Origin of the sequence: Pseudomonas sp. A014, assembly GCF_052378495.1 — a bacterium.
Classification (GTDB): domain Bacteria; phylum Pseudomonadota; class Gammaproteobacteria; order Pseudomonadales; family Pseudomonadaceae; genus Aquipseudomonas; species Aquipseudomonas machongensis.
Genome location: NZ_CP199001.1, coordinates 2,171,001 through 2,196,668, shown reverse-complemented (window position 1 = coordinate 2,196,668; position 25,668 = coordinate 2,171,001). Strand labels below are relative to the sequence as shown.

The window sequence follows — 25,668 nt, the reverse complement described above, 5'->3', positions numbered from 1 at the left end:
CCCGGCATTCTACTCGCTATGCAGGCTCGCATAAATCGACTCGGCAAGCTTTTTACTGATGCCGGGTGCCTTTGCAATCTCGTCGACACTGGCGCGGTTGAGCTCCTGCAGGCCGCCGAAATGTTTCAGCAACTCTCGACGGCGCTTCGGCCCGACCCCTGCAACGTCTTCGAGGCTGGACGTACGGCGAGCCTTGCCGCGACGTGCGCGGTGGCCAGTGATGGCAAAACGGTGCGCCTCATCACGAATCTGTTGAATCAGGTGCAGTGCCGGTGAATCGCCCTTGAGGGTGAATTCGTGGGCCACATCGTTGAGATACAACGTTTCGAAACCGGCCTTGCGGGTCACCCCCTTGGCCACCCCGAGCAAGGTAAGGTCACTCAGTGCCAGCTCCTGCATGACTTCACGGGCCATGTTCAGCTGTCCCTTGCCGCCGTCGACCAACAGCACATCGGGCAACTTGCCCTCGCCGTCCTTGATCCGCCCGAAACGGCGAGTCAGGGCCTGGTGCATGGCAGCATAATCATCACCGGCGGTGACCCCTTCGATATTGAAACGGCGGTAGTCGGACTTGAGCGGGCCTTCAGGGCCGAACACCACGCACGAGGCCACCGTAGCCTCGCCGCTGGAGTGACTGATGTCGTAGCACTCCAGGCGCTGCGGCACCTCCGGCAGGTTGAGCACCTGAGCCAAGGCCTCGAAACGTGCGGCCATGTGCTGGCGGTTGGCCAGACGAGCGTTGAGCGCCTGCTCGGCGTTGGTCACGGCCAGTTGCTGCCAGCGTGCCCGAGTCCCTCGGACTCGGTGACTGATGGCCAGGTCGCGACCGCGCAAGGTCTGTACCGCTTCAGTGATGGCTTGGAAGTCCTCGTGGACCACATTGACGATCAACTCCCCTGGCAGTTCTCGCTCGGCGTTGCCCAGGTAGTACTGGGAAAGGAAGGCCGCCATCACTTCGGACACCTCCTCCTCGATACCCACCTGCGGGAAGAAGTTCTTGCTCCCCAGCACGCGCCCGCTGCGGACGCTGATCAGGTGCACACAGGCCCCGCCCGGGTTGACGAAGGCGGCGATGACATCGACGTCACCGGAGCCGCCCTCCATGTACTGCTGGTCCTGGACGCGACGCAACAAGGCGATCTGGTCGCGCAGCTCGGCGGCCTTCTCGAAATTCAGCGCCATGGCGGCCTGCTCCATCTCGGCGTTGAGCTCATTGCCCAGCTGCTGGCTACGCCCCTCGAGGAACATCACCGAATGCCGTACGTCTTCGGCATACTCCTCGGGCGTGACCAGGCCGACGCACGGTCCCTTGCAGCGCTTGATCTGGTATTGCAGGCACGGCCGGGTGCGGTTGGCGTAATAACTGTCCTCGCACTGACGCACCGAGAAAGCTTTCTGCAGCAGGCTCAGGCTTTCACGGATCGCCCCGGCGCTGGGATAAGGGCCGAAGTAGCGGCCCTTGGCTTTTTTCGCGCCACGATGTATGCCCAGGCGTGGGAAATCGCCGTCGGAAAGAAAGACGTAAGGGTAGGATTTGTCGTCCCGCAACAAAATGTTGTAGGGCGGACGCCACTCCTTGATCAGCGTCTGCTCGAGCAGCAGCGCCTCGGTCTCGTTCGCGGTAATGGTGGTTTCGACCTGAGCGATGCGCCCCACCAGGGCGGCCGTTTTCGGCGCCAGGCCAGTCTTGCGGAAGTAGCTGGCCAGACGCTTCTTGAGGTTCTTGGCCTTGCCTACGTAAAGCAGCCGGGACTCGGCATCGAACATCCGGTACACGCCTGGGCGACCGCTGCAGGTCGCCAGGAACGCGCTGGCATCAAAGAGTTGGGACATGGGGGATTACAGGCTTGCGTCAACCATACCGTGGCGAACGGCCAGCAATGTCAGTTCGACGTCGCTGGTGACCGAGAGTTTTTCGAAGATCCGATAACGGTAAGTATTGACGGTCTTGGGGGACAGACACAACTTGTCTGAGATGATCTGCACTTTCTGGCAGCCGACAATCATCAGAGCAATCTGGATTTCCCGCTCAGACAGCGCATCGAACGGTGACCCCTGGGGCTGGAACGATTTGAGCGCCAGCTGCTGGGCGATCTGCGGGCTGATGTAGCGCTGCCCCGCGAAGGCCAGACGGATAGCCTGGACCATTTCGTCGAGGCCCGCGCCCTTGGTCAGGTATCCTGCGGCGCCTGCCTGCAGCAAGCGCGTGGGGAACGGGTCTTCCTCGCACACGGTGACGGCCACAACTTTGATATCCGGGTGACTGCGAAGCAATTTGCGCGTGGCTTCCAGGCCACCGATTCCGGGCATCTTGACGTCCATGAGGACTACGTCGGGTTCCAGCTCGCGGGCAAGCTTGAGGGCGGCTTCGCCCGAATCCGCCTCGCCGACCACTTGCAGCCCATCGATATCGGCCAGCATGCGCGTGATACCGGTACGCACCAGATCGTGATCATCGACCACAAGTACCCTAATCAAGCAGACACCTCGTCATGGGGGCGATTGGATCCGGCCACCTTAACAAAAAATTTCATCACGAACCTAGCGCAAAGCGTCATTGGCATATGCCTGGCGGTCTGCCCTTCGCAGGCGAGTCTTTTCGTAGCTTTCGTTATCTGCCGCCAAACGCCCGAGCAGGTGCCAGATCGCCGCCCGATCGGCTGAAGTCAGCCGTCGCAACATACCCAGCACGCGGCTCTCATCGCCACTGAGGCATTCCAATGGCGCCGGCGTGCGCAGGCCGCTGAGTACGTACGCAGCATCGACGCCCTTTGCGGCGAGCGCCGCCAGATAATCGATGCGCGGCGTGCGCTCCCCACTTTCGTACTTGCCTTGGGCGTTTGGCTCGACACCCCCGATGTCGCCGAACACTCGCTGGGTCAATCCCAACCGCTCGCGCTCTTCCCTCAAACGCAGACCGAATCCTTTCATTCGACTCCCTTCCTCTCTCGATCAGATAGCCCTGGGCGCGTCCGGCCCCCAGGCGAATAGCCACGAATCCAGTTGGCACTATGCACATTGGATCCAACCAATACAAGCTACTATTACGGCACTTGTCTAAACCTGTACCGACATCAAGACCTCACGCCCGTGACCATGACATTGCGCTGCATACGAACGAAACAGTCGTCTTCCCCTATTTCGACAAAGCCCGACCGTGCGTAGAGTCGCCTGGCCGGGTTACTGCGGAACACCATCAGGCGCAGTAACGGCAAACGACGTTGCGCTGCCCATCCGGCCAGATGCCCCAGCACCCAGGATCCAACGCCGTGCCCGCGGTACTCGGGCAGCAGGTGCAGTTCGCGGATGAACAAGGCCTGGCGGTCCTGACTGAGGCTGCAGAAACCCAGCACTTGCTCTCCCGCCTTCACCAGCCACTGCTCGCGCCAGCTCCAAGCTTCGTCAAATGCCTCTTCGATCCACAACAGGTCGAACTCGCGGTAGTACGGGAGCATGGCGCGTCGCGTCAGGTTGCGGGCGAAGGTACGACAGCCTGCGGTGGCCGGAACGAGTTGAAGTGATAGTTGAGTCATTGCATCGCTATCCGCCTGGCTCCTGGGCATAACACACCGGCGAACTGCCCGGCCCCCTTCGCTCGAGCTCTTCTTCCAGCCAGTCGGCGAGCACCCGGGCATTGTTGTGCGCAGTATCCTTGCCTGCGAACAACAGGGTCAGGGTCCCCTTGGCCGCCAGATCCAACAGCGGATACCAATGCTCAGGATGGGCCGCCAGTTCGGCACGGTAGTGCTCGGAAAAACCGGCAAAGTCCATATCCCCGGCATGAAACGCCCTGCGCAGCGCATCCGACGGTGCAACGTCGCGCAACCACTGGCCGTGCAAGGCATCCTTGCGCATATTGCGTGGCCACAAGCGATCGACCAGCACGCGCTGTCCGTCCTCAGGCGAAACCGATTGATACACGCGCTTGCAACAGATCATCGAATTTTCCGGCGCTATTTTCACCCTCAGCCTACGACTTACATTGACCAAGGTCACGCGACAGCCATTCGATCAACACCAGACAGCCGCTGCGCAACCCTCGCCCGGGGTAAAAAAAGAGGCCGCGCGGGCGGCCTCGATCAAGTCAGCCCGGAATTTTCAGCCCACGCTGCACCGCAGGACGTTCCAGGAATTTCGCCAGCACTCGCTGCACTTCCTTGAACGTCTCAAAGCCCACCAGATCACGGGCGTCGTAGCGATCCACCAGATTGCGCACCCAGGGGAAAATGGCGATGTCGGCGATGCTGTACTCATCGACCATCCACTCACGGCCCTTCAGGTGACGATCGAGCACACCGAGCAGACGCTTGGATTCGTTGACGTAGCGATCACGCGGACGCTTGTCCTCGTAATCCTTGCCAGCGAAGAAATGGAAGAACCCCACCTGGCCAAACATTGGCCCGATGCCGCCCATCTGGAACATCAGCCACTGCAAGGTCTGATAGCGCTGCGCGGGGTCCTGGCTGAGCAACTGGCCAGTCTTCTCCGCCAGGTACTGGAGGATCGCCCCTGACTCGAACAGCGGCAATGCCTGCCCGCCGGGACCGTCGGGATCGAGAATCGCAGGGATCTTGTTGTTGACGCTGAGCGAGATGAACTCGGGCGTCAGCTGATCGTTGGTCTCGAAGCTGACCTTGTGTACCTCATAGGGCAGGCCGATCTCTTCGAGCATGATCGAGACCTTGACGCCATTGGGTGTGGCCAGCGAGTAGAGTTGCAGGCGCTCGGGGTGCTGCGCCGGCCACTTCTGTGTGATGGGAAAAGCGGACAGATCGGTCATGGTCGATTCCGAATGCGAAGGGATCATCACTCTAGAACCAACGTCAAGGTTTGACCATGGCCTTCCAGAGATCGAAAGTGACGCCCACACGGGTGCGCCACTTGTCGCTGGATCAATAGCGTGGCAGGACAGGCTGGGCGTCGTTGGAGATGACCACTTCGACGCGCCGGTTGAGCTGGCGCGACTGTGCATCGTTATTGCCTGCCACCGGATACTCCTTGCCGTAGCCGGCAGTGACCATACGATCGCCGGCCACGCCTTGGCGACGCAGGGCATTGGCCACCGCCGCCGCGCGCTGCTCGGACAGTCGCTGGTTGAGGGCATCGCTGCCAGTCGAGTCGGTGAAGCCTTCGATCAACACCTTGCGCTCTGGATTTTGCTGCAGGTAGTGCGCGAGTTGCTGAATGTTACGATAGCTGCCGCCACGCAGTTCGGCACGCCCGGTGTCGAACAGAACATCGCCGAAGGTGATGACCGTGCCACGGTCGCTGGGTTTGGCATTGAGGCTCTGCAACGCCTTGAGCTGTGCGGTCCGCACATCCAGACGCGCCAGGGTGCGCTGAGCTTCGATGCCCTGCAGGCCAGTTTCGGCCTGACGCAGCAAGATGGTCTGCTCGGCAGTTTCGATCCTGCGGTTGGCCAGATAGGCGAGCTGAGTCACCTCGGCGCTCTTGCGGTCCTTGAGCGAAGCTTGCTCGGCTCGTCCCAGAGCGCTGAAGGCCTCACGGGTTTCCAGCGCAGCAACACGACTCGACTCAGGCTTTGCCTGGAGCACCGAATATGCCTCCCGCGCTTCGAGCAACCCAGGGTTTTCCGGGGTGGTGCCACAACCGGCCAGCATCAGAGCAACAACCGATACACCCGGCAGCAGATGGAATTTCGACATGATGGTTCTCCTCAGCGGGGGGTAGCGATGGCTTGGGGGGCGTCGAGCAATTCCTGCTTGAGCACCTCGATGCCTTGGCGCGCAGTGTCAAGCTGCGCCTGGGTCTTGCGAGCAGCAGCCTTGCGCTCGGCCAAACGGGCATCGGCCTCGGCCTGCTCGGCGAGTATCTTCACCTGAGCGGCATCCTTCTCACCCAGTGCGCGCTCCATGGCGTTGAGTTTGTCCTGGGCGGCACGCATCTCCGCCGGCGCGTACTGCGTGGCGTCGGCAGAGACCGCCCGGTTGACCGCGCTACGGGTCAGCTCGATCTGCTCGCTGGGCATGAGCGAACTGGCGCAGCCACCCAGCGCCAGGAGCAGGCCGGCAGCAGGCAGGAAATTGATATTGAATCGGGCAGGCATTGAACAACTCCTCGTGAGTTGACGACACACGAACACAGGGCTCCCGCCGTGTTCGCGCGGTGATGGTCGAAAGGTCCAGAGGGTACGGTCGATGTTCGCGGTGCGGGCTGGTTCAGCCGCCACGAGAGGGGAGCAATCAGTGAGAAACGTAGAACATCTTTGACGGTCTCTTGGAAAAGCCTTGCAAGACTATTCCGCAGATATTGAACGCCACATAGGAACTATCCGAACCAACCACGGGTAATTTTCGACAACCCGCAAGCTGCATCGGGTAGCCGATGGCTACCCGCCCCTAGGGTTCAGCTACGCTCGTGCGCCTGCCGCTTGAGCTTTTCGGTGTCGACACGCACGAACACCGAATCGGCGCGGACGGTCAGCACGTCCCCGGCCCAGACCTCGCAGATGACCCGGCTCTTGCGCCCGACCTCACCTTCAACCCTGGCCTTGAGCAGCAACTCGACACCCATGGGCGTAGGTTTGAGGTAGGTCAGGCTGAGGGTGCCGGTGACACAGTCAATACGCGGCAAGCTGCCCGGCTCGCGCCCTTCGGCCCGGTAGTGGTAGGCCATTGCGGTCCAGTTGGAATGGCAGTCCACCAGCATCGCCAGCAGGCCACCGTAGACCAATCCGGGCCAGCCGATGAAGCCGCTGTCAGGTGAGTGCCGGCACAGCAGGTGCACGCCGTCGCTGTCCCAGTGGCTCTGGATATGCAGGCCACTGGGATGGGAACAACCGCAGCCATAGCAGGAGCCTTCGGGCGCCGCCAGTTGCTGGAGGGAGAGTGCTTTCTCGTTCATACGCTTCCTGTGCTTGTTGGAATGGGAAGGATGGCGGAAAGATGGTAGCGCTCCCCCCTTCCTTGTGCACTCACCTGCAGCGGCAACACAGGATGAGCGCAAGCCTCAAACGACTTGCACCCGACCAGCCCTCTCTCGCCGCCGTGTCACGGAAATCAGCAGGATCACCGCCGTAACCCCGGCCGTCATAAGGGTTTCGTAGCGATAGGCATCGCTGAACAGCATGTACCCCAGCACCAGTACGATAGTCCCGATCACCAGCCAGGTGAGCCATGGGAACAACCACATCTTCAATGCAAGCTCCGTCCCCTCACGCTCAGCCCGCGCACGCATGCGCAGTTGCGAAACAGCAATCACCAGGTACACCAGCAGGGCGATGGCCCCCGTGGTCGACAACAGGAAACCGAATACCTTGCCCGGGAACACATAGTTGACGAAGCAGCCGGCGAAACCCGCCAACGTCGAAAGGATCACTGCTACGGTCGGCACACCAGCCCCGGAAATCCGCCGGGTCATGCTCGGCGCCTCACCGCGAGCGCCCAACGAATAGAGCATCCGCGAGGCCGTGTAGAGCCCGGAGTTCATGCAACTGGTCACCGCCACCAACACCACCAGATCGACCACCAGCTTGGCGCCCGGCACATTGAGCACCTCCAGCACGCGCTGGAACGAGCCCACGGCCTTGAGCCCCGGATCGTTCCAAGCTACCAGCGACACCACCAGGAAGATCGACGCCAGGTAGAAGATAGCGATGCGATACACCACAAGGTTGGTGGCACGACGGATCTTCTCCTTGGGGTTGGCGGTTTCATCGGCGGCAATGGTGACGATCTCGGCACCGAAGAAGGAGAAGATAGTGATCAGCACGCCCCCCAGCACCGTGCCAAAGCCATTGGGCATGAAGCCTCCGTTGGCCCACAGCTGGCTGACGCCGGAGACCTTGGCCAACGGCCAGACGCCGAACAGTGCCAGGCTGCAAATGATGATGAAGGCGAGAATGGCGACCACCTTGATCAACGCGAACCAGTACTCGAAGGCGCCGAAGTTCTTCACGCTGACCAGGTTGGTCCCCGACAGCAGCACCATGATCAGGAAGGCGAATAGCCAGGACGGCACATCGGGAAAATAGGCATGGAGGATATCGGCGCCAGCGATCGCCTCGACCGGGATGATCAATACCCAGAACCACCAGTACAGCCAGCCGATGGTGAAACCGGCCCAAGGTCCGATGGCCTCGGTGGCGTAGGTGGAAAACGAACCGCTGTTGGGGTTGGCGATGGCCATTTCGCCAAGCATGCGCATCACCAGCAGCACCAGCAGGCCGGTCATGGCATAGGAAATGAGGATCGCCGGGCCTGCCGTGGCGATGGCGTTGGAGGAGCCGATGAACAGGCCGGCACCAATGATGCCTGCGATGGAAATCATGGACACCTGGCGCGAAGTCAGGCCGTGCTGCAGCGAACGCTGTTTCTTTTGTTGTGACGATGCCATGGGGAACCCTCTGATGGGTCGGCCGCCGCAAAAGGCGGCGATGAGTCTGAGCAGATTTTGTTGTAGGTCTGTGCTGTTGTTTCTTGTTGTTGTGCAGTTTTCGCTGTCACTGCGCACAGGACAGGAAGTTGGAGTAAGGGGTGTTTTTTCTCTTGCCTCTCCATCGGGTTGTAATCGTTGATCCAGGTCAGTATTAATCTATAGGCGTGGCTCAACAAACGACCTTTTAGAAACACATGATTCCGTTTTGGAATGCATTTCTTATTTTTCCTGCCTGGTAACGCCTGTCATGTCCAAACGCCTGATGCCCTCCACCACCGCCCTGCAATGCTTCGAGGCAGCCGCCCGCCACCTGAGCTTTACCCGTGCGGCGCAGGAGTTGCACCTCACCCAGAGCGCGGTGAGCAAACAGGTCGCACAGCTCGAGGACATGTTGTCCCACCCGCTGTTCCAGCGTATTCGCCGACGCCTGCACCTGACCCCGGCAGGCGCGCTGTACCTCACCGAAGTGAACAAGATCCTCACCCAGATCGACATCTCCAGCCGCTACATCCTCAGCTACGGCGACGAGACGGAAGTCCTGCGCATCGCCACCCAACCCACCTTCGGCGCGCGCTGGTTGGTGCCACACCTCAAAGGTTTCGGCGAACGCCATCCGCGCATCCACCTGGACGTGCGTAACGAACTGGAGCCATTCGACCTCGTGCAGGCCAAGGTCGATATCGCGTTCTTCTTTGGCCAGGGCACCTGGCCCGGCGCCACCTGCCTGGAGCTGTTCAGCGAGGAGGTGGTGCCGGTGTGCGCACCACAACTGTTGCAGGCACATGCGTTCGGCAGTGCCCAGTCGCTGACCGAGCACCGTCTGCTGCAATGCGCATCGAGGCCCGAAGCCTGGCACGAGTGGTTCCTTGGGCTGGGGCTGCACAGCCAGAACAGCTACCACGGACCACGCTTCGACACCTTCTACCTGTGCATCCGCGCAGCCATCGCAGGCTGCGGAATTGCCCTGATTCCGCGTTATCTGGTGGCCGAGGAACTGAGCGAAGGCAAGCTGGTGGTGCCGTGGAATCATCCGGTGGCGAGCAATGGCCGGCACTTCATGGCCCATGCCGAGCATGCGGCCGAAGTGCCCAAGGTGAAGGCCTTCGTGGAGTGGATCCTGGAACGGGCAGCTGAAGAGGGTTAAAAGTCGAACTTCGAGAATCCAAGGAATGATCCCAATCGAATAATTCGTTTGCCGAACACACATTCATCGCGCTTGGATAATAAGAAATTCGAACAAGGTTCCGTGCGTCCATGAATCAGGAAAGTATCAGCCAGTCCATCGCCATCGTTCACCCGATCACACTTTCCCATGGCCGCAACGCCGAAGTCTGGGATACCGACGGCAAGCGCTATATCGACTTCGTCGGCGGTATCGGCGTGCTCAACCTGGGCCACTGCAACCCGGCAGTGGTTGAGGCCATTCAGCACCAGGCCGCTCGCCTAACCCACTACGCTTTCAATGCAGCGCCCCATGCGCCTTATCTTGACCTCATGGAGCAACTGAGAGGGTTCGTTCCAGTGAACTACCCGCTCGCCGGCATGCTCACCAACAGCGGCGCCGAAGCCGCAGAGAACGCGTTGAAGGTGGCCCGTGGCGCCACCGGCAAGCGCGCCGTCATCGCCTTCGACGGCGGCTTCCATGGCCGCACCCTGGCCACCCTCAACCTCAACGGCAAGGTCGCCCCCTACAAGCAACGCGTGGGTGAGCTGCCGGGGCCGGTCTATCACCTGCCCTACCCCAGTGCCGATACCGGCGTGACCTGCGAACAGGCACTCAAGGCCATGGAACGGCTGTTCAGCGTCGAGCTTGCGGTCGAGGATGTGGCAGCCTTCATCCTCGAACCGGTGCAAGGCGAAGGCGGCTTCCTCGCGCTGGACCCCACCTTCGCCCAAGCCCTGCGCCGCTTCTGCGACCAGCATGGCATTCTCATCATCATCGACGAGATCCAGTCCGGTTTCGGACGTACCGGCCAGCGCTTCGCCTTCCCACGCCTGGGCATCGAACCGGATCTTCTGTTGCTGGCCAAGAGCATCGCCGGCGGCATGCCGCTGGGTGCAGTGGTCGGCCGACGTGAACTGCTGGATGCCCTGCCCAAGGGCGGGCTTGGCGGCACCTATTCGGGTAATCCCATCGCCTGTGCCGCGGCCCTGGCCAGCCTGGCGCAGATGAGCGACGAGAACCTCGCCACCTGGGGCGAGCGCCAGGAGCAGGCCATCGTGAGACGCTTCGAACACTGGAAGGCCAGTGGCCTGTGCCGTTACCTGGGGCGCCTGACCGGCGTTGGCGCGATGCGAGGGATCGAATTCGTCAACCCCGACGGCAGCCCGGCGCCTGCGCAACTGGCCAAGGTAATGGACGCTGCACGAGCCAAGGGGTTGCTGCTGATGCCCAGTGGCAAGGCCCGCCACATCATTCGCCTGCTGGCACCGCTGACCATCGAGGAGGATGTACTCGAGGAAGGGCTGGATATCCTCGAGCAGTGCCTGGCCGCACTGGGCTGAGACTCAGAGCCCCAGTTCTTCTGGCGTAAGCATGTCGGATTCGAAGGCGATCCAGCCGCCTTCGAGCTCGGCATGGCCGTTGACGATCGGGCCGTAATAGGTCAGGCCGTTCTCTAGCGTGACACAGATGTGCGTGGCCTGTTTTTCAGGAGCCGCGAGCGTACCGACGAAATGCACCTTCTTCAGCGTTTCGGTCACCGCCTCAAGACCAACTCGCATGCCTGGGTTTTCCGAGGCTTCGGTATCGCCTCCGCGGTCTTCGGCGCTGACGGTCACGGTGGCGGTGTAGGGGTACTTGGTGCTCAAGCGGGGTTACCTCGGCAGGATGGTCGTATGGGCGCGTAGAGTACGGCAGGTGATCCCTGTTGTCTCTAATGGCCTGTTCGCGGGTCAACCGCAGCGACGAAGCGCGGTGGACTCGCCTGCGACGCGCCGGCCTGCAACAGGTGATCTGGCCCCGTCGATCTGTTAGGGTGCCGGGCGATGCACGCCATACCAGAGGAGGACACCACGTGAGCGCCGAAGAACCCCTGATCGCCGACCTGTTCGAGGTCGACAAACGCCTGACCCTCAAGCCCGTCGTGGACTTCAACACCTACCTGCGCAACGCCTTCGGCGACGGCGGCTGCCGCTGTCATCGCTGCGTCGAGCTGAACGGCGACGAAAGCAGCTACAGCCACCGCCACACCTTCGAGTTCGATGGCCGCCCGATGCATCGGCGCTTCGCCAACACCGCAGGCAGCGATGTGCTGCAAGCCTTGAAAAAAGCCTGGCTGTCATACACCAAGAACGACCTGCCTCTGCTCGGCCAGCTCGATCTGAACACCCTGCGCACTTTCACCGAAACGAACCTGCATGAGCGGCTGCTGGCCCTGCTCCCGGCCAGCGGCCTGGCGCGCGAGGTCGATGGCACTTGGATACTGCAAGCCCAGGCCGACTGACAGCCCGGCGGCGCAGCAGGATTCTCCCGGTCTGCTACCGTGGGAGAATCCTCACCTGCAGGTGACCTGCCATGGCCCGCACAACCCCCATCGAGCTGTACCGCAATATCGGCATCGTCGCCCACGTCGATGCCGGCAAGACCACCACAACGGAACGCATCCTGTTCTACACCGGGGTCAACCACAAGATGGGCGAGGTCCACGATGGCGCCGCGACCATGGACTGGATGGCCCAGGAGCAGGAGCGCGGCATCACCATCACCTCGGCGGCGACCACGGCGTTCTGGCAAGGCTCAACCAAGCAGTTCGCCGACAAGTACCGTTTCAACATCATCGATACGCCCGGCCACGTCGACTTCACCATCGAGGTGGAGCGCTCGCTGCGCGTGCTCGATGGCGCGGTGGTGGTGTTCAGCGGCGCCGACGGGGTCGAGCCGCAGTCCGAGACGGTGTGGCGCCAGGCCAACAAGTACCACGTGCCACGCTTGGCCTACATCAACAAGATGGATCGCCAGGGGGCAGACTTCCTGCGCGTGGTGAAGCAGATCGACCAGCGTCTGGGCCACCACCCGGTGCCCATCCAGCTGGCCATCGGCAGCGAAGAAAACTTCATCGGCCAGATCGACCTGGTGAAGATGAAGGCCATCTACTGGAACGACGCCGACCAGGGCACCAGCTACCGCGAAGAACCGATTCCCGCCGAACTGCAGGCCCTGGCCGACGAATGGCGCGCGCACATGGTCGAGGCCGCGGCCGAAGCCAATGACGAACTGACCCTCAAGTTTCTTGAAGGCGAAGAGCTGAGCATCGACGAGATCAAGGCCGCCCTGCGCCAACGCACCATCGCCAACGAGATCGTACCGACCATTCTTGGCTCCTCGTTCAAGAACAAGGGCGTGCCACTGATGCTGGACGCTGTGATCGACTACCTCCCCGCCCCCAGCGAAATCCCTGCAATCAAGGGCACCGACCCGGACGACGAGGAAAAGCACCTCGAGCGCCATGCCGACGACAAGGAACCGTTCTCCGCACTCGCCTTCAAGATCGCCACCGACCCCTTCGTCGGCACCCTGACCTTCGCTCGCGTCTACTCCGGCGTGCTCAGTTCCGGCAATGCGGTGCTCAACTCGGTCAAGGGCAAGAAGGAACGCATCGGCCGCATGGTCCAGATGCACGCCAACCAGCGTGCCGAAATCAAAGACGTGTGCGCGGGCGACATCGCCGCGCTGATCGGCATGAAGGACGTGACCACCGGCGACACCCTGTGCGACATCGACAAGCCGATCATCCTCGAGCGCATGGACTTCCCGGACCCGGTGATCTCGGTCGCGGTCGAGCCGAAAACCAAGGCCGACCAGGAGAAGATGGGGATCGCCCTGGGCAAGCTCGCCCAGGAAGACCCCTCGTTCCGCGTGCGCACCGACGAAGAGACCGGGCAGACCATCATCTCGGGCATGGGCGAGCTGCACCTGGACATCATCGTCGACCGCATGCGCCGGGAGTTCAACGTCGAAGCCAACATCGGCAAACCACAGGTCGCCTACCGCGAAAAAATCCGCAACACCTGCGAGATCGAAGGCCGCTTCGTCCGACAGTCTGGCGGACGCGGTCAGTATGGCCATTGCTGGATCCGCTTCGCCCCGGGCGACGAAGGCAAGGAAGGCCTGGAGTTCATCAATGAGATCGTCGGCGGCGTGGTGCCACGCGAGTACATCCCGGCGATCCAGAAAGGCATCGAGGAACAGATGAAGAACGGCGTGCTCGCCGGGTATCCGCTGATCAACCTCAAGGCCGCAGTGTTCGACGGCTCCTACCACGACGTCGACTCCAACGAAATGGCCTACAAGATCGCCGCATCCATGGCGACCAAGCAGCTGTCTCAAAAAGGCGGCGCGGTGTTGCTGGAGCCGGTGATGAAGGTCGAGGTGGTAACGCCCGAAGAGTACCAGGGCGACATCCTGGGCGACCTGAGCCGTCGCCGCGGGATGATCCAGGATGGTGACGAGACGCCCGCCGGCAAGGTGATTCGCGCCGAGGTGCCGCTGGGCGAGATGTTCGGCTACGCCACCTCGATGCGCTCGATGACCCAAGGCCGGGCCAGCTTCTCAATGGAGTTCACGCGCTATGCAGAGGCGCCGGCGAGTATCGCCGATGGCATCGTGAAGAAGAACCGGGGGGAATAGCCCTGGCGAGCTCATCGCGGGGCCCCGATTGCTCCGCGATGGCGTCGACCCCGCCGACTCGGAACCTCAATGCTGCTCGCCTGCCCGCCGCAACAGCTTCTTGCACCGCTCCGACAGATGCACCACGCGCAGGTGCTTGCCCGCGCGGGAATACCGCTCGCGCAGGGTCTTCAACGCGGCGATCGCCGAGTAGTCGACGAAGCTCAGGTGCTTGCAGTCCAGCGTCACGCTCTGCGGATCCTGCGCCGGATCGAACTGCTCGAGAAACGGTGTGGTCGAGGCAAAGAACAAGGTGCCATGCACCTGGTAAATCTTGCCGCCCTGGCCATCCTCGTGGCTATCGGCATACAGCTCACGAGCATGCTGCCAGGCGAAGTTGATGGCCGCGATGACGATCCCGAACAGCACCGCGGCGGCCAGGTCCGTCAGTACCGTGACCACCGTCACGGCAATGATCGCCAACACATCGCTTTTCGGCACCTTGTGCAGTACTCGCAGCGACGCCCAGGCGAAGGTCTGCTGCGCCACGACGAACATCACCCCGACCAGTGCCGCCAGCGGAATACGCTCGATCAGCGGCGACAGGAACAACACGAACAGCAGGATCATCACTCCCGCCACCACGCCCGATAGCCGACCGCGGCCATTGGAACTGAGGTTGATCACGGTCTGGCCGATCATCGCGCAGCCGCCCATGCCACCGCACAGCCCCGACACCATGTTGGCCGCGCCCAGGGCCACACATTCGCGGTCAGGGAAACCGCGGCTCTCGGTAATCTCATCGGTGAGATTGAGGGTCAGCAGGGTTTCCAGCAGACCGACCATGGCCATCACCAGCGCATAGGGGGCGATGATCTTCAGCGTCTCAAGGTTCCAGGGCACCTCCGGCCAGGCCAGTTGCGGCAGGCCGCCGGCGATGTGCGCCATGTCGCCGAGGGTGCGGGTCGGCAGCTCGAGCAGGTAGACCAGCAGGCCCACACCGACAATCGCCACCAGCGCTGGCGGCACCGCGCGCGTCAGCTTCGGCAGTACGTAGACCACCAGCATCGTCAGGGCTACCAGGCCGACCATCAGCAGCAGCGGCTTCCCGCCGAGCCAGTGTTCGCCGTCCTTGAAATGCTCGAGCTGGGCCATGGCGATGACGATGGCCAGGCCATTGACGAAGCCAAGCATCACCGGGTAAGGCACCAGACGCACCAGCTTGCCAAGGCGCAGCACGCCGAACAGGATCATCACGATCCCGCCAAGCAGCACCGTGGCCAGCAGATACTGGGCACCGTGCTGCACGACCAGGGCGACGATCACCACCGCCATCGACCCGGCGGCGCCGGAGATCATCCCTGGGCGACCGCCGAACAACGCGGTCAGCGTGCAAATGATGAAGGCACCGTAGAGCCCCATCAGCGGATTGAGGTGCGCCACCAGGGCGAAGGCGATGCACTCGGGCACCAGGGCGAAGGAAGTGGTCAGGCCAGCGAGGACGTCGGCGCGAAGTCGGGCGGGTTTCATGTAGATCCTGTGAAGTGTCCAGTCTGGGCGACAGCGCGCGGGTGCACTGGGTGACCCCAATCACACGAGCGGAAGCAAAATCGAGGGGCGCGATGTTACGGAATTTGTCTGACAGCGGCCACCGCCGCTCTGCTCAGCGCACACGCTCCCGGCTCTGCACCGCGAGATCCAGCGCGCGCTGCATGTCCAGCCGTGCCGAGCGGCCCAGGTCCGGGTCATTGAGACGACCATTGCGCTCCGACGGCAGGATCGGCGCAGTCAGGTCCTCGGCATCCATCGCCTCGAAGTCCTGTTCAGAGCCCATGGTCAGGGCACTGCGGCGCAGCAACATACGCACCTGCTCGGGCGTAAGCTGCGGATTGATCGACAACATCGCCGCCACCGTCGAGGCCACCAATGGCGTTGCATAGGACGTACCGCAGTGCGGCTTGCCAGCATCGGCAGGTTGCAGGCAGGCTGCTGCACTGACATCCACACGCATGTCGACGTTGGAGCTGCGGCGCTTGACCACATGTTGCGGATCGTCAACCGCGGTGTCGCGCTCGCTGCGTTGATGCCCGCCCACCACCAGCAATTGCTCGGTCACGAACGACGATGGCAAACGGTATTCATCGGTGCCAGACCATGACGAGCCATTGCCCGCGGAATTGACCACCACCACATCCGGGTGCTCGCTGCGCAGCCACAGGAAGAATTCCTCGAGCAACTCCTCGTAGCCACTCATGGCCAACCCCGAGCGCACCAGCGAATCGACCTCGTCGCCCTCCACGCTTCTGGCGCCGACGCGGTGGATACCCCAACTCCAGTTGAGCACCCGTACGCCGTCCTCGACCAGGTTGACCGACGCGGCGATGTTGGCGGTGATACCTGCATCCGAGTTGCGCTCGACGATCACCTCGAACCCGGGGCTGGCCTTGCCCAGGCCGCTGAGAAAGCCACCTGCCACCCCCTCCCCATGCCCGGCCAGGATACCGGCGACGTGGCTGCCGTGGCTCTGCGCACGTGCGCCGTCGCGGCCATAAAGGCAGGCCTGTCTTGGCACGCAGGCGCCGCGATAAGCCTGAAAGGGCGCAGCGTCGAAATCCAGCTCGCGCTCGATCACGCCCACACGTATCGGCTGTACAGGCACGTTCGAGGCCGGGACCCGGCGCTGGTAGTAGTACAGGGCATCCGTGAAACGATTGGCCGCCCACTCATCGGCCTGGTCGATGACCGTAGCCTTGCCGCCCTCGCCTTCCTCACCTCGCTCCGGCGCCGACTCTTCGACGATCACCGCGTCCACGCTGAGCTCGCTGCCCATGCGCAGGATCATCGCATCGCGCTGTACAAGATCACGTACCGGCAGGCGCAGTTGGTAGACGTTCAACGGCGGGATCGCCCCCACCACCTGCGCACCATATTTGTCGGCGATACGTTGCGCCTCCTCGCGCCCGTTGTGCTTTTCCTCGATCAGCAGGCTGACCAGGTCGAGGTAGGTGGTCAGGCCGTCCATGTTCCTGGCCACCTCGTGCGGGCCTGCGGCGACCACATGGCTGCGCTGGCGAGTGAGCCAGACCGGATTGCTTTTCTGCCCGCCGACCTGCAGCCACAAAGGAGCGCTCGGACCGGGCTGGTCGAGCGTGAACTCGAGCCTGTCGCCCTCGCGCAGCACGGCACTGGCAGGCAAGGCCCGGTCGCCCAGCCACACCTGTGGAGCCTGGTGCTCCAGACCTTGCGCGCGCAGGCACCAGTGCTGCGGGGCCTCGGACAGCAAATCGCCGCAGCGCTGCAACTGCTGGATGCGCGGTTCGGCGATGGCACTCTGTCCAAGAACAAGCAACAACAAAGGTAGGTAGCGCTTCATGCTGAGGGTCTGCCGTGGTCTTTTTGCTGCGACCCCAGCGCTCAGGCGATGGTTCAGCTGTTGACGATAGCCCGCGAAAGCTCCGTAGCCGCACTGCAAATTTCAAATCCCTGTGATCCAGACACGGCACAATGCTGGCAAATTTGCCATCATGTCTATTCAACCTGCGGAGACCACCAACATGCCGCTACGCCCCCTTGTCACCGCCCTGCTGCTGGCGGCCAGCCTCACCGCGCAGGCGGCCACCGAAGTCGTGCCGCTGCAGCACCGCAGCAGCGCCGAGCTGTTGCCGACCGCCCAGTCCTTTCTTGGAAAGGACGGAACCGTCAGCGCCTTCGAGAACAAATTGATCGTCAATGCCAGCCCGGAACGCATCGACGACCTGCGCGCCTTGCTACAGCAGTTGGACACTGCGCCCAAACGCCTGCTGATCAGCGTCGATAACAACGACAGCAACTACCAGGACAACCGCGGCAACGCCCGGGTCATCCAGTACGGCACCAGCAACCGCGAAGGCGGCCTGCAGCAGATCCAGGCCAGCGAAGGCCAGCCGGCGCTGATCCAGATCGGCCAGAGCATCCCCATCACCAGCACCTCGACCGATGGTTATGGACGCATCCAGAGCGACACCCAATACCGCAATGTGACCCAGGGTTTCTACGTCACGCCGAGCGTCAGCGGTGAAACGGTTCGTCTGCAAATCAGCACCAATAATGATCGAATGAGCCAGGAACGCCAGGATGTAGTGAAGGTGCAGAGTACCGACACAACTGTCTCTGGAAGGCTCGGCGAGTGGATCACCCTGGCGGGGTACAACCAGCAGAGTCAGGCCGACAATAGTCCTTCGGCCCTTACTTACAGCACCCAGCGCGGTGAAAACATGACGCTACGCGTCAAAGTCGACCTTCTCGACTGATCCCAGGCCGTTCAAGGCCTCGACCAAGGGCCTTGAAACTGACTGCAGAGTCGCATTAGACCAAAGATGTAGTAAGCCAAAAAAAGCACTACAAAACATTTGACAGGCTCTTTTCGCCAAGGGCATGATGGCCTCGCTCCCGCTAATCAGGGGCCCTGGCAAGGGCCTTCGGGACGCCCTCCCGACACCCCTGGAGGCGTCCTGTGTCTATACGGCCCACAAGGCGGTTCGACGGGATTGCGACTGCAACGAAGAAGTTGTCCCGAGGGACGGAAGCGCATCACCGCAGAACCGGCAATCGACGTCGCACCGCAGCAAGGCATCCACGAGCCAACCTGCTGGGGACACTTTCGCCTGAACTGCACCCCCTTCCCCTTCGAGCCTTCCCCGTTCGCCGCCGCACTCCCCCGGACAGGACAGCCGCCAGGCCTCTGATTCCGCGCCCTGAGCATCCGCACAACTACACTCAAGATCGATGCGACGAGGTTTATTTCCATGGCACTGACACGCGAACAGCAAATTGCAGCCCTCGAGAAAGACTGGGCCGAAAACCCGCGCTGGAAAGGCGTGACCCGTACCTACACCGCCGCCGATGTCGTTCGCCTGCGTGGCTCCCTGCAGCCGGAGCACACTTTTGCTCGTCAAGGCGCAGAAAAACTGTGGAAGCTGGTCACCCAAGGTGCCCACCCGTCCTTCCGGCCCGAAAAAGATTTCGTCAACTGCATGGGCGCCCTCACCGGCGGCCAGGCCGTGCAGCAGGTAAAAGCCGGCATTCAGGCCATCTACCTGTCCGGCTGGCAGGTAGCCGCCGACAACAACTCGGCAGAGTCCATGTACCCTGACCAGTCGCTGTACCCGGTCGACTCGGTACCGACCGTGGTCAAGCGCATCAACAACGCCTTCCGCCGCGCCGACCAGATCCAGTGGAAAGCTGGCAAGAACCCGGGCGACGATGGCTACATCGACTACTTCGCACCGATCGTGGCTGACGCCGAAGCCGGTTTCGGCGGCGTGCTGAACGCCTACGAGCTGATGAAGAACATGATCGAGGCAGGCGCCGCTGGCGTGCACTTCGAAGACCAGCTGGCCTCGGTGAAAAAATGCGGCCACATGGGTGGCAAGGTACTGGTGCCAACTCAGGAAGCCGTACAGAAGCTGGTGGCCGCGCGTCTGGCCGCTGACGTTGCGGGCGTACCGACCATCATCCTCGCTCGCACTGACGCCAACGCTGCCGACCTGCTGACCAGCGACTGCGACCCTTACGACCAGCCGTTCGTGATCGGCGAGCGTACCCGTGAAGGCTTCTACAAGGTACGTGCCGGCCTCGACCAGGCCATCGCCCGCGGCCTGGCCTACGCCCCGTACGCCGACCTGATCTGGTGTGAAACCGCCAAGCCGGACCTGGACGAAGCCCGTCGCTTCGCCGAAGCGATCAAGAAGGAGTACCCGGACCAACTGCTGTCGTACAACTGCTCGCCATCCTTCAACTGGAAGAAGAACCTGGACGATGCCACCATCGCCAAGTTCCAGCGCGAACTGTCGGCGATGGGCTACAAGCACCAGTTCATTACCCTGGCCGGCATCCACAACATGTGGCACGGCATGTTCAACCTGGCGCACGACTACGCCCGCAACGACATGACCGCCTACGTGAAACTGCAGGAGCAGGAATTCGCCGACGCCAGCAAGGGCTACACCTTCGTGGCGCACCAGCAGGAAGTGGGCACCGGCTATTTCGACGACATGACCACCGTGATCCAGGGTGGCGCTTCGTCGGTGACGGCACTGACCGGTTCGACCGAGGAAGAGCAGTTCCACTGATAGTGGATTGCTGACAGAGGCCCGGGGCTTGAGAAAGCCCCGGGCTTTCTTTTGCCTGCTGCCCCACCACTGCCTGCCCCTGCAGGCGCCTGATGTCCTGACGACGAGGCAAACCCCGAGATCAGGTCTATGCTTGAGGCAGCACAGCAAGCAAGGACTGCCACATGCCTCGTCCAAGCCAACGCCTGGATGCCCCCTATATAAAGAAGCACAGCCCGTACCCGGCTTGCTCGATTGCGCTTCCTTGCCATTGCCGCCCGCCCCCGCCGCCCCGTCATTCGCCGAAACATTGACCCAGAGCGGTACACGAAAACGCTGCAACTGCTAGAACGAGAGTTTTTCTCATTTGCAAGTGACAAGATTGCGAATTGAACTAGACAGGTATCAGATGGCTCGGCAAACAGCGGCTCAGCCAAATGATATTAATTATCATTATTAAATTGAAGACTCGTTACGCCAACCAAGAAACATAATTAACAAATCTGATTGGAATGCCCGAAAATCAAGGCTTTCAGCGATTTACGAAAGATTTTTGTTCTTAATCCTACGAATAATTTTGCACTGGAAATTTTACTTGCCGTGGGTTTACCCATAAAATCAGCGCGATTGATTCAGCTGCGACATTTGGTCACTGCATCAGCGACACCGCGTCGCCGCTCTACTTATTTCAGACTGCAGAGCTGGGTCTCTGTATAAGGATTTCAAGCATGTCCGATTCGGCAGGACTCATCGCCCACAACTGGGGCTTTGCCATCTTCCTCCTGGGTGTCGTCGGCCTGTGTGCCTTCATGCTCGGCCTGTCCAGCCTGCTCGGCAGCAAGGCCTGGGGCCGCGCCAAGAACGAACCCTTCGAATCCGGCATGCTGCCCGTTGGCAGCGCCCGCCTGCGCCTGTCCGCCAAATTCTATCTGGTCGCGATGCTGTTCGTGATCTTCGATATCGAAGCCCTCTTTCTCTTTGCATGGTCTGTGTCCGTCCGCGAAAGCGGCTGGACCGGATTCGTCGAAGCTCTCGTTTTCATAGCAATTCTGTTGGCAGGTCTTGTCTACCTATGGCGCGTCGGTGCTCTTGATTGGGCTCCCGAAGGTCGCCGCAAGCGGCAAGCGAAGCTGAAACAATGAGGCTTTGGCAATGCAATACAATCTCACCAGAATCGATCCGGATGCGCCCAACGAGCAGTACCCGGTAGGTGATCGGGAAACCGTCACCGACCAACTGCTCGAAGACCAGGTCCACAAGAACATCTACATGGGGAAACTCGAAGATGTGCTGCGTGGCGCGGTCAACTGGGGTCGCAAGAACTCCCTCTGGCCGTACAACTTCGGCCTGTCCTGCTGCTACGTGGAAATGACCACGGCCTTCACGGCACCCCACGACATCGCCCGCTTCGGCGCCGAAGTCATCCGGGCCTCGCCGCGCCAGGCCGACTTCATGGTCATCGCCGGTACCTGCTTCGTCAAAATGGCGCCGATCATCCAGCGCCTCTACGAGCAGATGCTCGAGCCCAAGTGGGTCATCTCCATGGGTTCGTGCGCCAACTCCGGTGGCATGTACGACATCTACTCGGTCGTTCAGGGGGTCGACAAGTTCCTCCCCGTGGACGTCTATGTGCCTGGCTGCCCGCCGCGCCCCGAGGCTTTCCTGCAAGGTTTGATGCTGTTGCAGGAATCGATCGGCCAAGAACGACGCCCGCTCTCCTGGGTGGTTGGTGATCAAGGTATTTATCGTGCCGAGATGCCTGCCCAGAAAGACCTGCGTCGTGAACAGCGCATTGCGGTAACCAATCTGCGCAGCCCCGACGAAGTCTGATCCAGCGACCTGCCGCCCGCTCCCCAAGGAGCCGGCGGCCTGGCTTCATTCTCAACGTTGACCCAAAGCGACCGAGACCATGACAGCGGACACCGCTATTTTCATTCCGCCCTACAAGGCTGACGACCAAGATGTGGTCGTCGAACTGAACAACCGCTTTGGCGCCGAAGCATTCGTCGCCCAGGAAACCCGCACCGGCATGCCCGTACTGTGGGTCAAGCGCGCCCAGCTCAAGGAAGTGCTCAGCTTCCTGCGTGGCGTGGCCAAGCCCTACAGCATGCTGTACGACCTGCATGGCGTCGACGAGCGCCTGCGCACCCAACGCCGCGGCCTGCCTGCCGCCGACTTCAGCGTGTTCTACCACCTGTTGTCGGTCGAGCGTAACAGCGACGTGATGATCAAGGTGTCGCTCAGCGAGGGCGACCTGAACCTGCCGACCGTGACCGGTATCTGGCCGAACGCCAACTGGTACGAACGCGAAGTCTGGGACATGTTCGGCATCGACTTTGCCGGCCACCCGCACCTCAGCCGGATCATGATGCCGCCGACCTGGGAAGGTCACCCGCTGCGCAAGGACTATCCTGCCCGCGCCACCGAATTCGATCCCTACAGCCTCACGCTCGCCAAGCAGCAGCTTGAAGAGGAATCGGCGCGCTTCAACCCCGAGGCCTGGGGCATGAAACGCCAGGGCGCCAACGAGGACTACATGTTCCTCAACCTCGGCCCCAACCACCCTTCTGCCCACGGTGCCTTCCGTATCGTCCTGCAGTTGGACGGCGAAGAGATCGTCGACTGCGTCCCGGACATCGGCTACCACCACCGTGGTGCCGAGAAGATGGCCGAGCGTCAGTCCTGGCACAGCTTCATCCCCTATACCGACCGTATCGACTACCTCGGTGGGGTAATGAACAACCTGCCGTACGTCCTCGCGGTCGAGAAGCTGGCCGGTATCCAGGTGCCGCAGAAAGTCGACGTGATTCGCATCATGCTCGCCGAGTTCTTCCGGATCACCAGCCACCTGCTGTTCCTGGGTACCTATATCCAGGACGTCGGCGCCATGACCCCGGTGTTCTTCACCTTCACCGACCGCCAGCGCGCCTACACCGTGATCGAGGCGATCACCGGTTTCCGTCTGCACCCGGCCTGGTACCGCATCGGCGGCGTTGCCCACGACCTGCCACGCGGCTGGGACAAGCTGGTCAAGGATTTCGTCGAATGGCTGCCCAAGCGCCTGGACGAATACACCAAGGCCGCCTTGCAGAACAGCATCCTCAAGGGCCGTACCATCGGCGTTGCCGCATACAACACCAAGGAAGCGCTGGAGTGGGGTACCACCGGTGCCGGCCTGCGCGCCACCGGTTGCGACTTCGACCTGCGCAAAGCCCGTCCCTACTCCGGCTACGAGAACTTCGAGTTCGAAGTACCGCTGGCCCACAACGGCGATGCCTATGATCGCTGCATGGTCCGTGTCGAGGAGATGCGCCAGAGTATCCGCATCATCGACCAGTGCCTGCGCAACATGCCGGAAGGCCCGTACAAGGCGGATCACCCGCTGACCACGCCGCCACCGAAAGAGCGCACCCTGCAGCACATCGAGACCCTGATCACCCACTTCCTGCAAGTCTCGTGGGGCCCGGTCATGCCGGCCAACGAGTCGTTCCAGATGATCGAGGCGACCAAGGGCATCAACAGTTACTACCTGACGAGCGATGGCGGCACCATGAGCTACCGCACCCGGATCCGTACCCCGAGCTACCCGCACCTGCAGCAGATCCCTTCGGTGATCAAGGGCAGCATGGTCGCGGACCTGATCGCGTACCTGGGCAGTATCGACTTCGTTATGGCTGACGTGGACCGCTAAGCATGAACAGCACGCTTATCCAAACCGACCGTTTCGCCCTGAGCGAAACCGAGCGCTCGGCCATCGAGCACGAGATGCACCACTACGAGGACCCGCGCGCGGCGTCCATCGAAGCCTTGAAAATCGTGCAGAAGGAACGCGGCTGGGTGCCGGACGGCGCCATCTACGCGATCGGCGAAGTGCTGGGCATCCCTGCCAGCGACGTCGAGGGCGTGGCCACCTTCTACAGCCAGATCTTCCGCCAGCCGGTCGGTCGCCACATCATTCGCGTGTGCGACAGCATGGTCTGCTACATCGGCGGCCATGAATCGGTCGTCAGCCAGATCCAGAGCGAACTGGGCATCGGCCTGGGCCAGACCACCGCCGATGGCCGCTTCACCCTGCTGCCGGTGTGCTGCCTGGGCAACTGCGACAAGGCCCCCGCGCTGATGATCGACGATGACACCTTTGGCGACGTGCAGCCTGCAGGCGTCTCCAAACTGCTGGAGGGTTACGTATGACCATCACTTCCTTCGGCCCGGCCAACCGCATCGCGCGCTCGGCTGAAACCCACCCGCTGACCTGGCGCCTGCGTGATGACGGCGAGCCGGTCTGGCTGGCCGAGTACGAGTCCAAGAACGGCTACGCTGCGGCCCGCAAGGCCCTGGCCGACATGTCCGCCGACGACATCGTGCAAAGCGTCAAGGACTCCGGCCTCAAGGGTCGCGGCGGCGCAGGCTTCCCCACTGGCGTGAAGTGGGGCCTGATGCCCAAAGACGAATCCATGAACATCCGCTACCTGCTATGCAACGCGGATGAAATGGAGCCCAACACCTGGAAAGACCGCATGCTGATGGAGCAACAGCCCCATCTGCTGGTCGAGGGCATGCTGATCAGCGCCCGCGCGCTGAAGGCGTACCGTGGCTACATTTTCCTGCGCGGCGAGTACACCACGGCAGCGAAGAACCTCAACCGCGCCATCGATGAAGCCAAGGCCGCAGGCCTGCTGGGCAAGAACATCCTGGGCTCCGGTTTTGACTTCGAGCTGTTCGTGCACACCGGTGCCGGCCGCTACATCTGCGGTGAAGAAACGGCACTGATCAACTCGCTCGAAGGCCGCCGCGCCAACCCACGCTCCAAGCCGCCCTTCCCTGCCGCTGTCGGCGTGTGGGGCAAGCCGACCTGCGTGAACAACGTCGAAACCCTGTGCAACGTCCCGGCCATCGTCGCCAACGGCAACGACTGGTACAAGTCGCTGGCCCGTGAAGGCAGCGAAGACCATGGCACAAAACTGATGGGCTTCTCCGGCAAGGTGAAGAACCCGGGTCTGTGGGAACTGCCATTCGGCGTGACCGCCCGCGAGCTGTTCGAAGACTACGCCGGTGGCATGCGCGACGGCTTCAAGCTCAAGTGCTGGCAGCCAGGCGGTGCCGGTACCGGCTTCCTGCTGCCAGAACACCTGGATGCACAGATGTACGCCGGTGGCATCGCCAAGGTCGGCACCCGCATGGGTACGGGCCTGGCCATGGCGGTCGACGACAGCATCAACATGGTCTCGCTGCTGCGCAACATGGAAGAGTTCTTCGCCCGCGAGTCGTGCGGCTGGTGCACACCATGCCGTGACGGCCTGCCATGGAGCGTGAAGATGTTGCGCGCCCTGGAGAAAGGCCAAGGCCGCGCCGAAGACATCGAGACCCTGCTGGGTCTGGTCAACTTCCTCGGCCCAGGCCGCACCTTCTGTGCTCACGCACCGGGTGCCGTGGAGCCGCTGGGCAGTGCCATCAAATACTTCCGGTCCGAGTTCGAGGCCGGTGTCGCGCCCGCTAGCGCTGCCGACACCCTGCGCCCGAACCTGGCCAAGCCGATTGTGGTCGGCGCATAACAAGATGAATCGCGGGTGGTCC

At 62.0% G+C, this 25,668-nt stretch carries 24 protein-coding genes; 11 read left to right on the top strand and 13 right to left on the bottom strand.

Going from position 1 to position 25,668, the window contains the following annotated elements; all coding sequences use genetic code 11:
• Positions 1–9: 9 nt before the first annotated feature.
• From uvrC to ACTYOL_RS10130, 10 genes are all read right to left on the bottom strand, one after another.
• Positions 10–1,833, bottom strand: coding sequence for an excinuclease ABC subunit UvrC (uvrC, locus tag ACTYOL_RS10175; protein ID WP_444757854.1), 1,824 nt, complete (start codon positions 1,831–1,833; stop codon positions 10–12).
• A 6-nt stretch (positions 1,834–1,839) separates the two neighbouring features.
• Positions 1,840–2,478 (bottom strand): response regulator transcription factor GacA, encoded by a 639-nt coding sequence (gene gacA / locus ACTYOL_RS10170; RefSeq protein WP_444757853.1) that lies wholly within the window; start codon positions 2,476–2,478, stop codon positions 1,840–1,842.
• Between the two features lie 63 nt (positions 2,479–2,541).
• Positions 2,542–2,931 (bottom strand): helix-turn-helix domain-containing protein, encoded by a 390-nt coding sequence (locus tag ACTYOL_RS10165; protein ID WP_054892717.1) that lies wholly within the window; start codon positions 2,929–2,931, stop codon positions 2,542–2,544.
• Positions 2,932–3,074: 143 nt separating this feature from the next.
• Positions 3,075–3,533, bottom strand: coding sequence for a GNAT family N-acetyltransferase (locus ACTYOL_RS10160; RefSeq protein ID WP_444757852.1), 459 nt, complete (start codon positions 3,531–3,533; stop codon positions 3,075–3,077).
• A 7-nt stretch (positions 3,534–3,540) separates the two neighbouring features.
• Positions 3,541–3,939 (bottom strand): DUF488 domain-containing protein, encoded by a 399-nt coding sequence (locus ACTYOL_RS10155; protein ID WP_063544348.1) that lies wholly within the window; start codon positions 3,937–3,939, stop codon positions 3,541–3,543.
• A gap of 145 nt (positions 3,940–4,084) precedes the next feature.
• Complete coding sequence (locus ACTYOL_RS10150; protein ID WP_153773037.1) at positions 4,085–4,780, bottom strand: glutathione S-transferase N-terminal domain-containing protein; 696 nt, start codon at positions 4,778–4,780, stop codon at positions 4,085–4,087.
• A 112-nt stretch (positions 4,781–4,892) separates the two neighbouring features.
• Entirely contained in the window at positions 4,893–5,666 is a 774-nt protein-coding gene (locus ACTYOL_RS10145) for an OmpA family protein (protein ID WP_153773036.1), read from the bottom strand.
• Between the two features lie 11 nt (positions 5,667–5,677).
• Positions 5,678–6,067 (bottom strand): DUF4398 domain-containing protein, encoded by a 390-nt coding sequence (locus ACTYOL_RS10140; protein ID WP_063544344.1) that lies wholly within the window; start codon positions 6,065–6,067, stop codon positions 5,678–5,680.
• Positions 6,068–6,366: 299 nt separating this feature from the next.
• On the bottom strand, positions 6,367–6,864 hold the full coding sequence (locus tag ACTYOL_RS10135; protein WP_063544342.1) for a PaaI family thioesterase: 498 nt from the start codon (positions 6,862–6,864) through the stop codon (positions 6,367–6,369).
• A gap of 105 nt (positions 6,865–6,969) precedes the next feature.
• Positions 6,970–8,355: an amino acid permease gene (locus tag ACTYOL_RS10130; RefSeq protein WP_112897967.1), complete on the bottom strand. Its 1,386-nt coding sequence runs from the start codon at positions 8,353–8,355 to the stop codon at positions 6,970–6,972.
• 289 nt (positions 8,356–8,644) lie between these two features.
• On the opposite strand from ACTYOL_RS10130, the gene gcvA reads away from it, so the two are divergent.
• Positions 8,645–9,541, top strand: a complete 897-nt coding sequence (gene gcvA, locus ACTYOL_RS10125; RefSeq protein WP_063544338.1) for a transcriptional regulator GcvA — start codon at positions 8,645–8,647, stop codon at positions 9,539–9,541.
• 110 nt (positions 9,542–9,651) lie between these two features.
• Positions 9,652–10,902 carry a 2-aminoadipate transaminase gene (locus tag ACTYOL_RS10120; RefSeq protein WP_200603748.1) on the top strand — a complete coding sequence of 417 codons (1,251 nt, stop codon included), beginning with the start codon at positions 9,652–9,654 and terminating at the stop codon, positions 10,900–10,902.
• 3 nt (positions 10,903–10,905) lie between these two features.
• Here ACTYOL_RS10120 and ACTYOL_RS10115 read toward each other — a convergent pair whose 3' ends face one another.
• The gene (locus tag ACTYOL_RS10115; RefSeq protein WP_151923980.1) at positions 10,906–11,208 is read right to left on the bottom strand and encodes a hypothetical protein; all 303 of its coding nucleotides are present in this window, start codon (positions 11,206–11,208) and stop codon (positions 10,906–10,908) included.
• Positions 11,209–11,414: 206 nt separating this feature from the next.
• Between ACTYOL_RS10115 and ACTYOL_RS10110 the strand changes: the two genes are divergently transcribed.
• Both ACTYOL_RS10110 and fusA read left to right on the top strand, forming a co-directional pair.
• Positions 11,415–11,843, top strand: coding sequence for a hypothetical protein (locus tag ACTYOL_RS10110; RefSeq protein WP_200603747.1), 429 nt, complete (start codon positions 11,415–11,417; stop codon positions 11,841–11,843).
• Between the two features lie 71 nt (positions 11,844–11,914).
• Positions 11,915–14,026 (top strand): elongation factor G, encoded by a 2,112-nt coding sequence (gene fusA, locus ACTYOL_RS10105; protein ID WP_054892708.1) that lies wholly within the window; start codon positions 11,915–11,917, stop codon positions 14,024–14,026.
• Positions 14,027–14,092: 66 nt separating this feature from the next.
• Here the strand turns inward: fusA and ACTYOL_RS10100 are convergent, their stop codons facing one another.
• Positions 14,093–15,535 (bottom strand): SulP family inorganic anion transporter, encoded by a 1,443-nt coding sequence (locus ACTYOL_RS10100; RefSeq protein WP_153773032.1) that lies wholly within the window; start codon positions 15,533–15,535, stop codon positions 14,093–14,095.
• A 133-nt stretch (positions 15,536–15,668) separates the two neighbouring features.
• Positions 15,669–17,378 (bottom strand): S8/S53 family peptidase, encoded by a 1,710-nt coding sequence (locus ACTYOL_RS10095; protein ID WP_444757851.1) that lies wholly within the window; start codon positions 17,376–17,378, stop codon positions 15,669–15,671.
• A gap of 181 nt (positions 17,379–17,559) precedes the next feature.
• Between ACTYOL_RS10095 and ACTYOL_RS10090 the strand changes: the two genes are divergently transcribed.
• From ACTYOL_RS10090 to nuoF, 7 genes are all read left to right on the top strand, one after another.
• A complete protein-coding gene (locus ACTYOL_RS10090) occupies positions 17,560–18,294 on the top strand; it encodes a secretin N-terminal domain-containing protein (RefSeq protein ID WP_153773030.1) in 735 nt (244 codons plus the stop codon).
• A gap of 495 nt (positions 18,295–18,789) precedes the next feature.
• Positions 18,790–20,115, top strand: coding sequence for an isocitrate lyase (gene aceA, locus ACTYOL_RS10085; protein WP_054892704.1), 1,326 nt, complete (start codon positions 18,790–18,792; stop codon positions 20,113–20,115).
• A 707-nt stretch (positions 20,116–20,822) separates the two neighbouring features.
• Positions 20,823–21,236 (top strand): NADH-quinone oxidoreductase subunit A, encoded by a 414-nt coding sequence (locus ACTYOL_RS10080; protein ID WP_003251427.1) that lies wholly within the window; start codon positions 20,823–20,825, stop codon positions 21,234–21,236.
• 10 nt (positions 21,237–21,246) lie between these two features.
• Positions 21,247–21,924, top strand: a complete 678-nt coding sequence (locus ACTYOL_RS10075; RefSeq protein WP_029614113.1) for a NuoB/complex I 20 kDa subunit family protein — start codon at positions 21,247–21,249, stop codon at positions 21,922–21,924.
• A gap of 79 nt (positions 21,925–22,003) precedes the next feature.
• Positions 22,004–23,785 (top strand): NADH-quinone oxidoreductase subunit C/D, encoded by a 1,782-nt coding sequence (gene nuoC / locus ACTYOL_RS10070; protein WP_054892703.1) that lies wholly within the window; start codon positions 22,004–22,006, stop codon positions 23,783–23,785.
• 2 nt (positions 23,786–23,787) lie between these two features.
• Positions 23,788–24,285 carry an NADH-quinone oxidoreductase subunit NuoE gene (gene nuoE / locus ACTYOL_RS10065; RefSeq protein WP_012313767.1) on the top strand — a complete coding sequence of 166 codons (498 nt, stop codon included), beginning with the start codon at positions 23,788–23,790 and terminating at the stop codon, positions 24,283–24,285.
• A complete protein-coding gene (nuoF, locus tag ACTYOL_RS10060) occupies positions 24,282–25,646 on the top strand; it encodes an NADH-quinone oxidoreductase subunit NuoF (RefSeq protein ID WP_054892702.1) in 1,365 nt (454 codons plus the stop codon). The genes nuoE and nuoF overlap by 4 nt, the downstream gene beginning before the upstream one ends.
• Positions 25,647–25,668 lie beyond the last annotated feature (22 nt).

Coding starts and splice junctions, on each gene's coding strand:
- uvrC (WP_444757854.1), bottom strand. CDS start 1,833: ATGTCCCAACTCTTTGATGCCAGCGCGTTCCTGGCGACCTGCAGCGGT.
- ACTYOL_RS10165 (WP_054892717.1), bottom strand. CDS start 2,931: ATGAAAGGATTCGGTCTGCGTTTGAGGGAAGAGCGCGAGCGGTTGGGA.
- ACTYOL_RS10160 (WP_444757852.1), bottom strand. CDS start 3,533: ATGACTCAACTATCACTTCAACTCGTTCCGGCCACCGCAGGCTGTCGT.
- ACTYOL_RS10155 (WP_063544348.1), bottom strand. CDS start 3,939: ATGATCTGTTGCAAGCGCGTGTATCAATCGGTTTCGCCTGAGGACGGA.
- ACTYOL_RS10150 (WP_153773037.1), bottom strand. CDS start 4,780: ATGACCGATCTGTCCGCTTTTCCCATCACACAGAAGTGGCCGGCGCAG.
- ACTYOL_RS10145 (WP_153773036.1), bottom strand. CDS start 5,666: ATGTCGAAATTCCATCTGCTGCCGGGTGTATCGGTTGTTGCTCTGATG.
- ACTYOL_RS10140 (WP_063544344.1), bottom strand. CDS start 6,067: ATGCCTGCCCGATTCAATATCAATTTCCTGCCTGCTGCCGGCCTGCTC.
- ACTYOL_RS10135 (WP_063544342.1), bottom strand. CDS start 6,864: ATGAACGAGAAAGCACTCTCCCTCCAGCAACTGGCGGCGCCCGAAGGC.
- ACTYOL_RS10130 (WP_112897967.1), bottom strand. CDS start 8,355: ATGGCATCGTCACAACAAAAGAAACAGCGTTCGCTGCAGCACGGCCTG.
- gcvA (WP_063544338.1), top strand. CDS start 8,645: ATGTCCAAACGCCTGATGCCCTCCACCACCGCCCTGCAATGCTTCGAG.
- ACTYOL_RS10120 (WP_200603748.1), top strand. CDS start 9,652: ATGAATCAGGAAAGTATCAGCCAGTCCATCGCCATCGTTCACCCGATC.
- fusA (WP_054892708.1), top strand. CDS start 11,915: ATGGCCCGCACAACCCCCATCGAGCTGTACCGCAATATCGGCATCGTC.
- ACTYOL_RS10100 (WP_153773032.1), bottom strand. CDS start 15,535: ATGAAACCCGCCCGACTTCGCGCCGACGTCCTCGCTGGCCTGACCACT.
- ACTYOL_RS10095 (WP_444757851.1), bottom strand. CDS start 17,378: ATGAAGCGCTACCTACCTTTGTTGTTGCTTGTTCTTGGACAGAGTGCC.
- ACTYOL_RS10090 (WP_153773030.1), top strand. CDS start 17,560: ATGCCGCTACGCCCCCTTGTCACCGCCCTGCTGCTGGCGGCCAGCCTC.
- aceA (WP_054892704.1), top strand. CDS start 18,790: ATGGCACTGACACGCGAACAGCAAATTGCAGCCCTCGAGAAAGACTGG.
- ACTYOL_RS10080 (WP_003251427.1), top strand. CDS start 20,823: ATGTCCGATTCGGCAGGACTCATCGCCCACAACTGGGGCTTTGCCATC.
- ACTYOL_RS10075 (WP_029614113.1), top strand. CDS start 21,247: ATGCAATACAATCTCACCAGAATCGATCCGGATGCGCCCAACGAGCAG.
- nuoC (WP_054892703.1), top strand. CDS start 22,004: ATGACAGCGGACACCGCTATTTTCATTCCGCCCTACAAGGCTGACGAC.
- nuoE (WP_012313767.1), top strand. CDS start 23,788: ATGAACAGCACGCTTATCCAAACCGACCGTTTCGCCCTGAGCGAAACC.
- nuoF (WP_054892702.1), top strand. CDS start 24,282: ATGACCATCACTTCCTTCGGCCCGGCCAACCGCATCGCGCGCTCGGCT.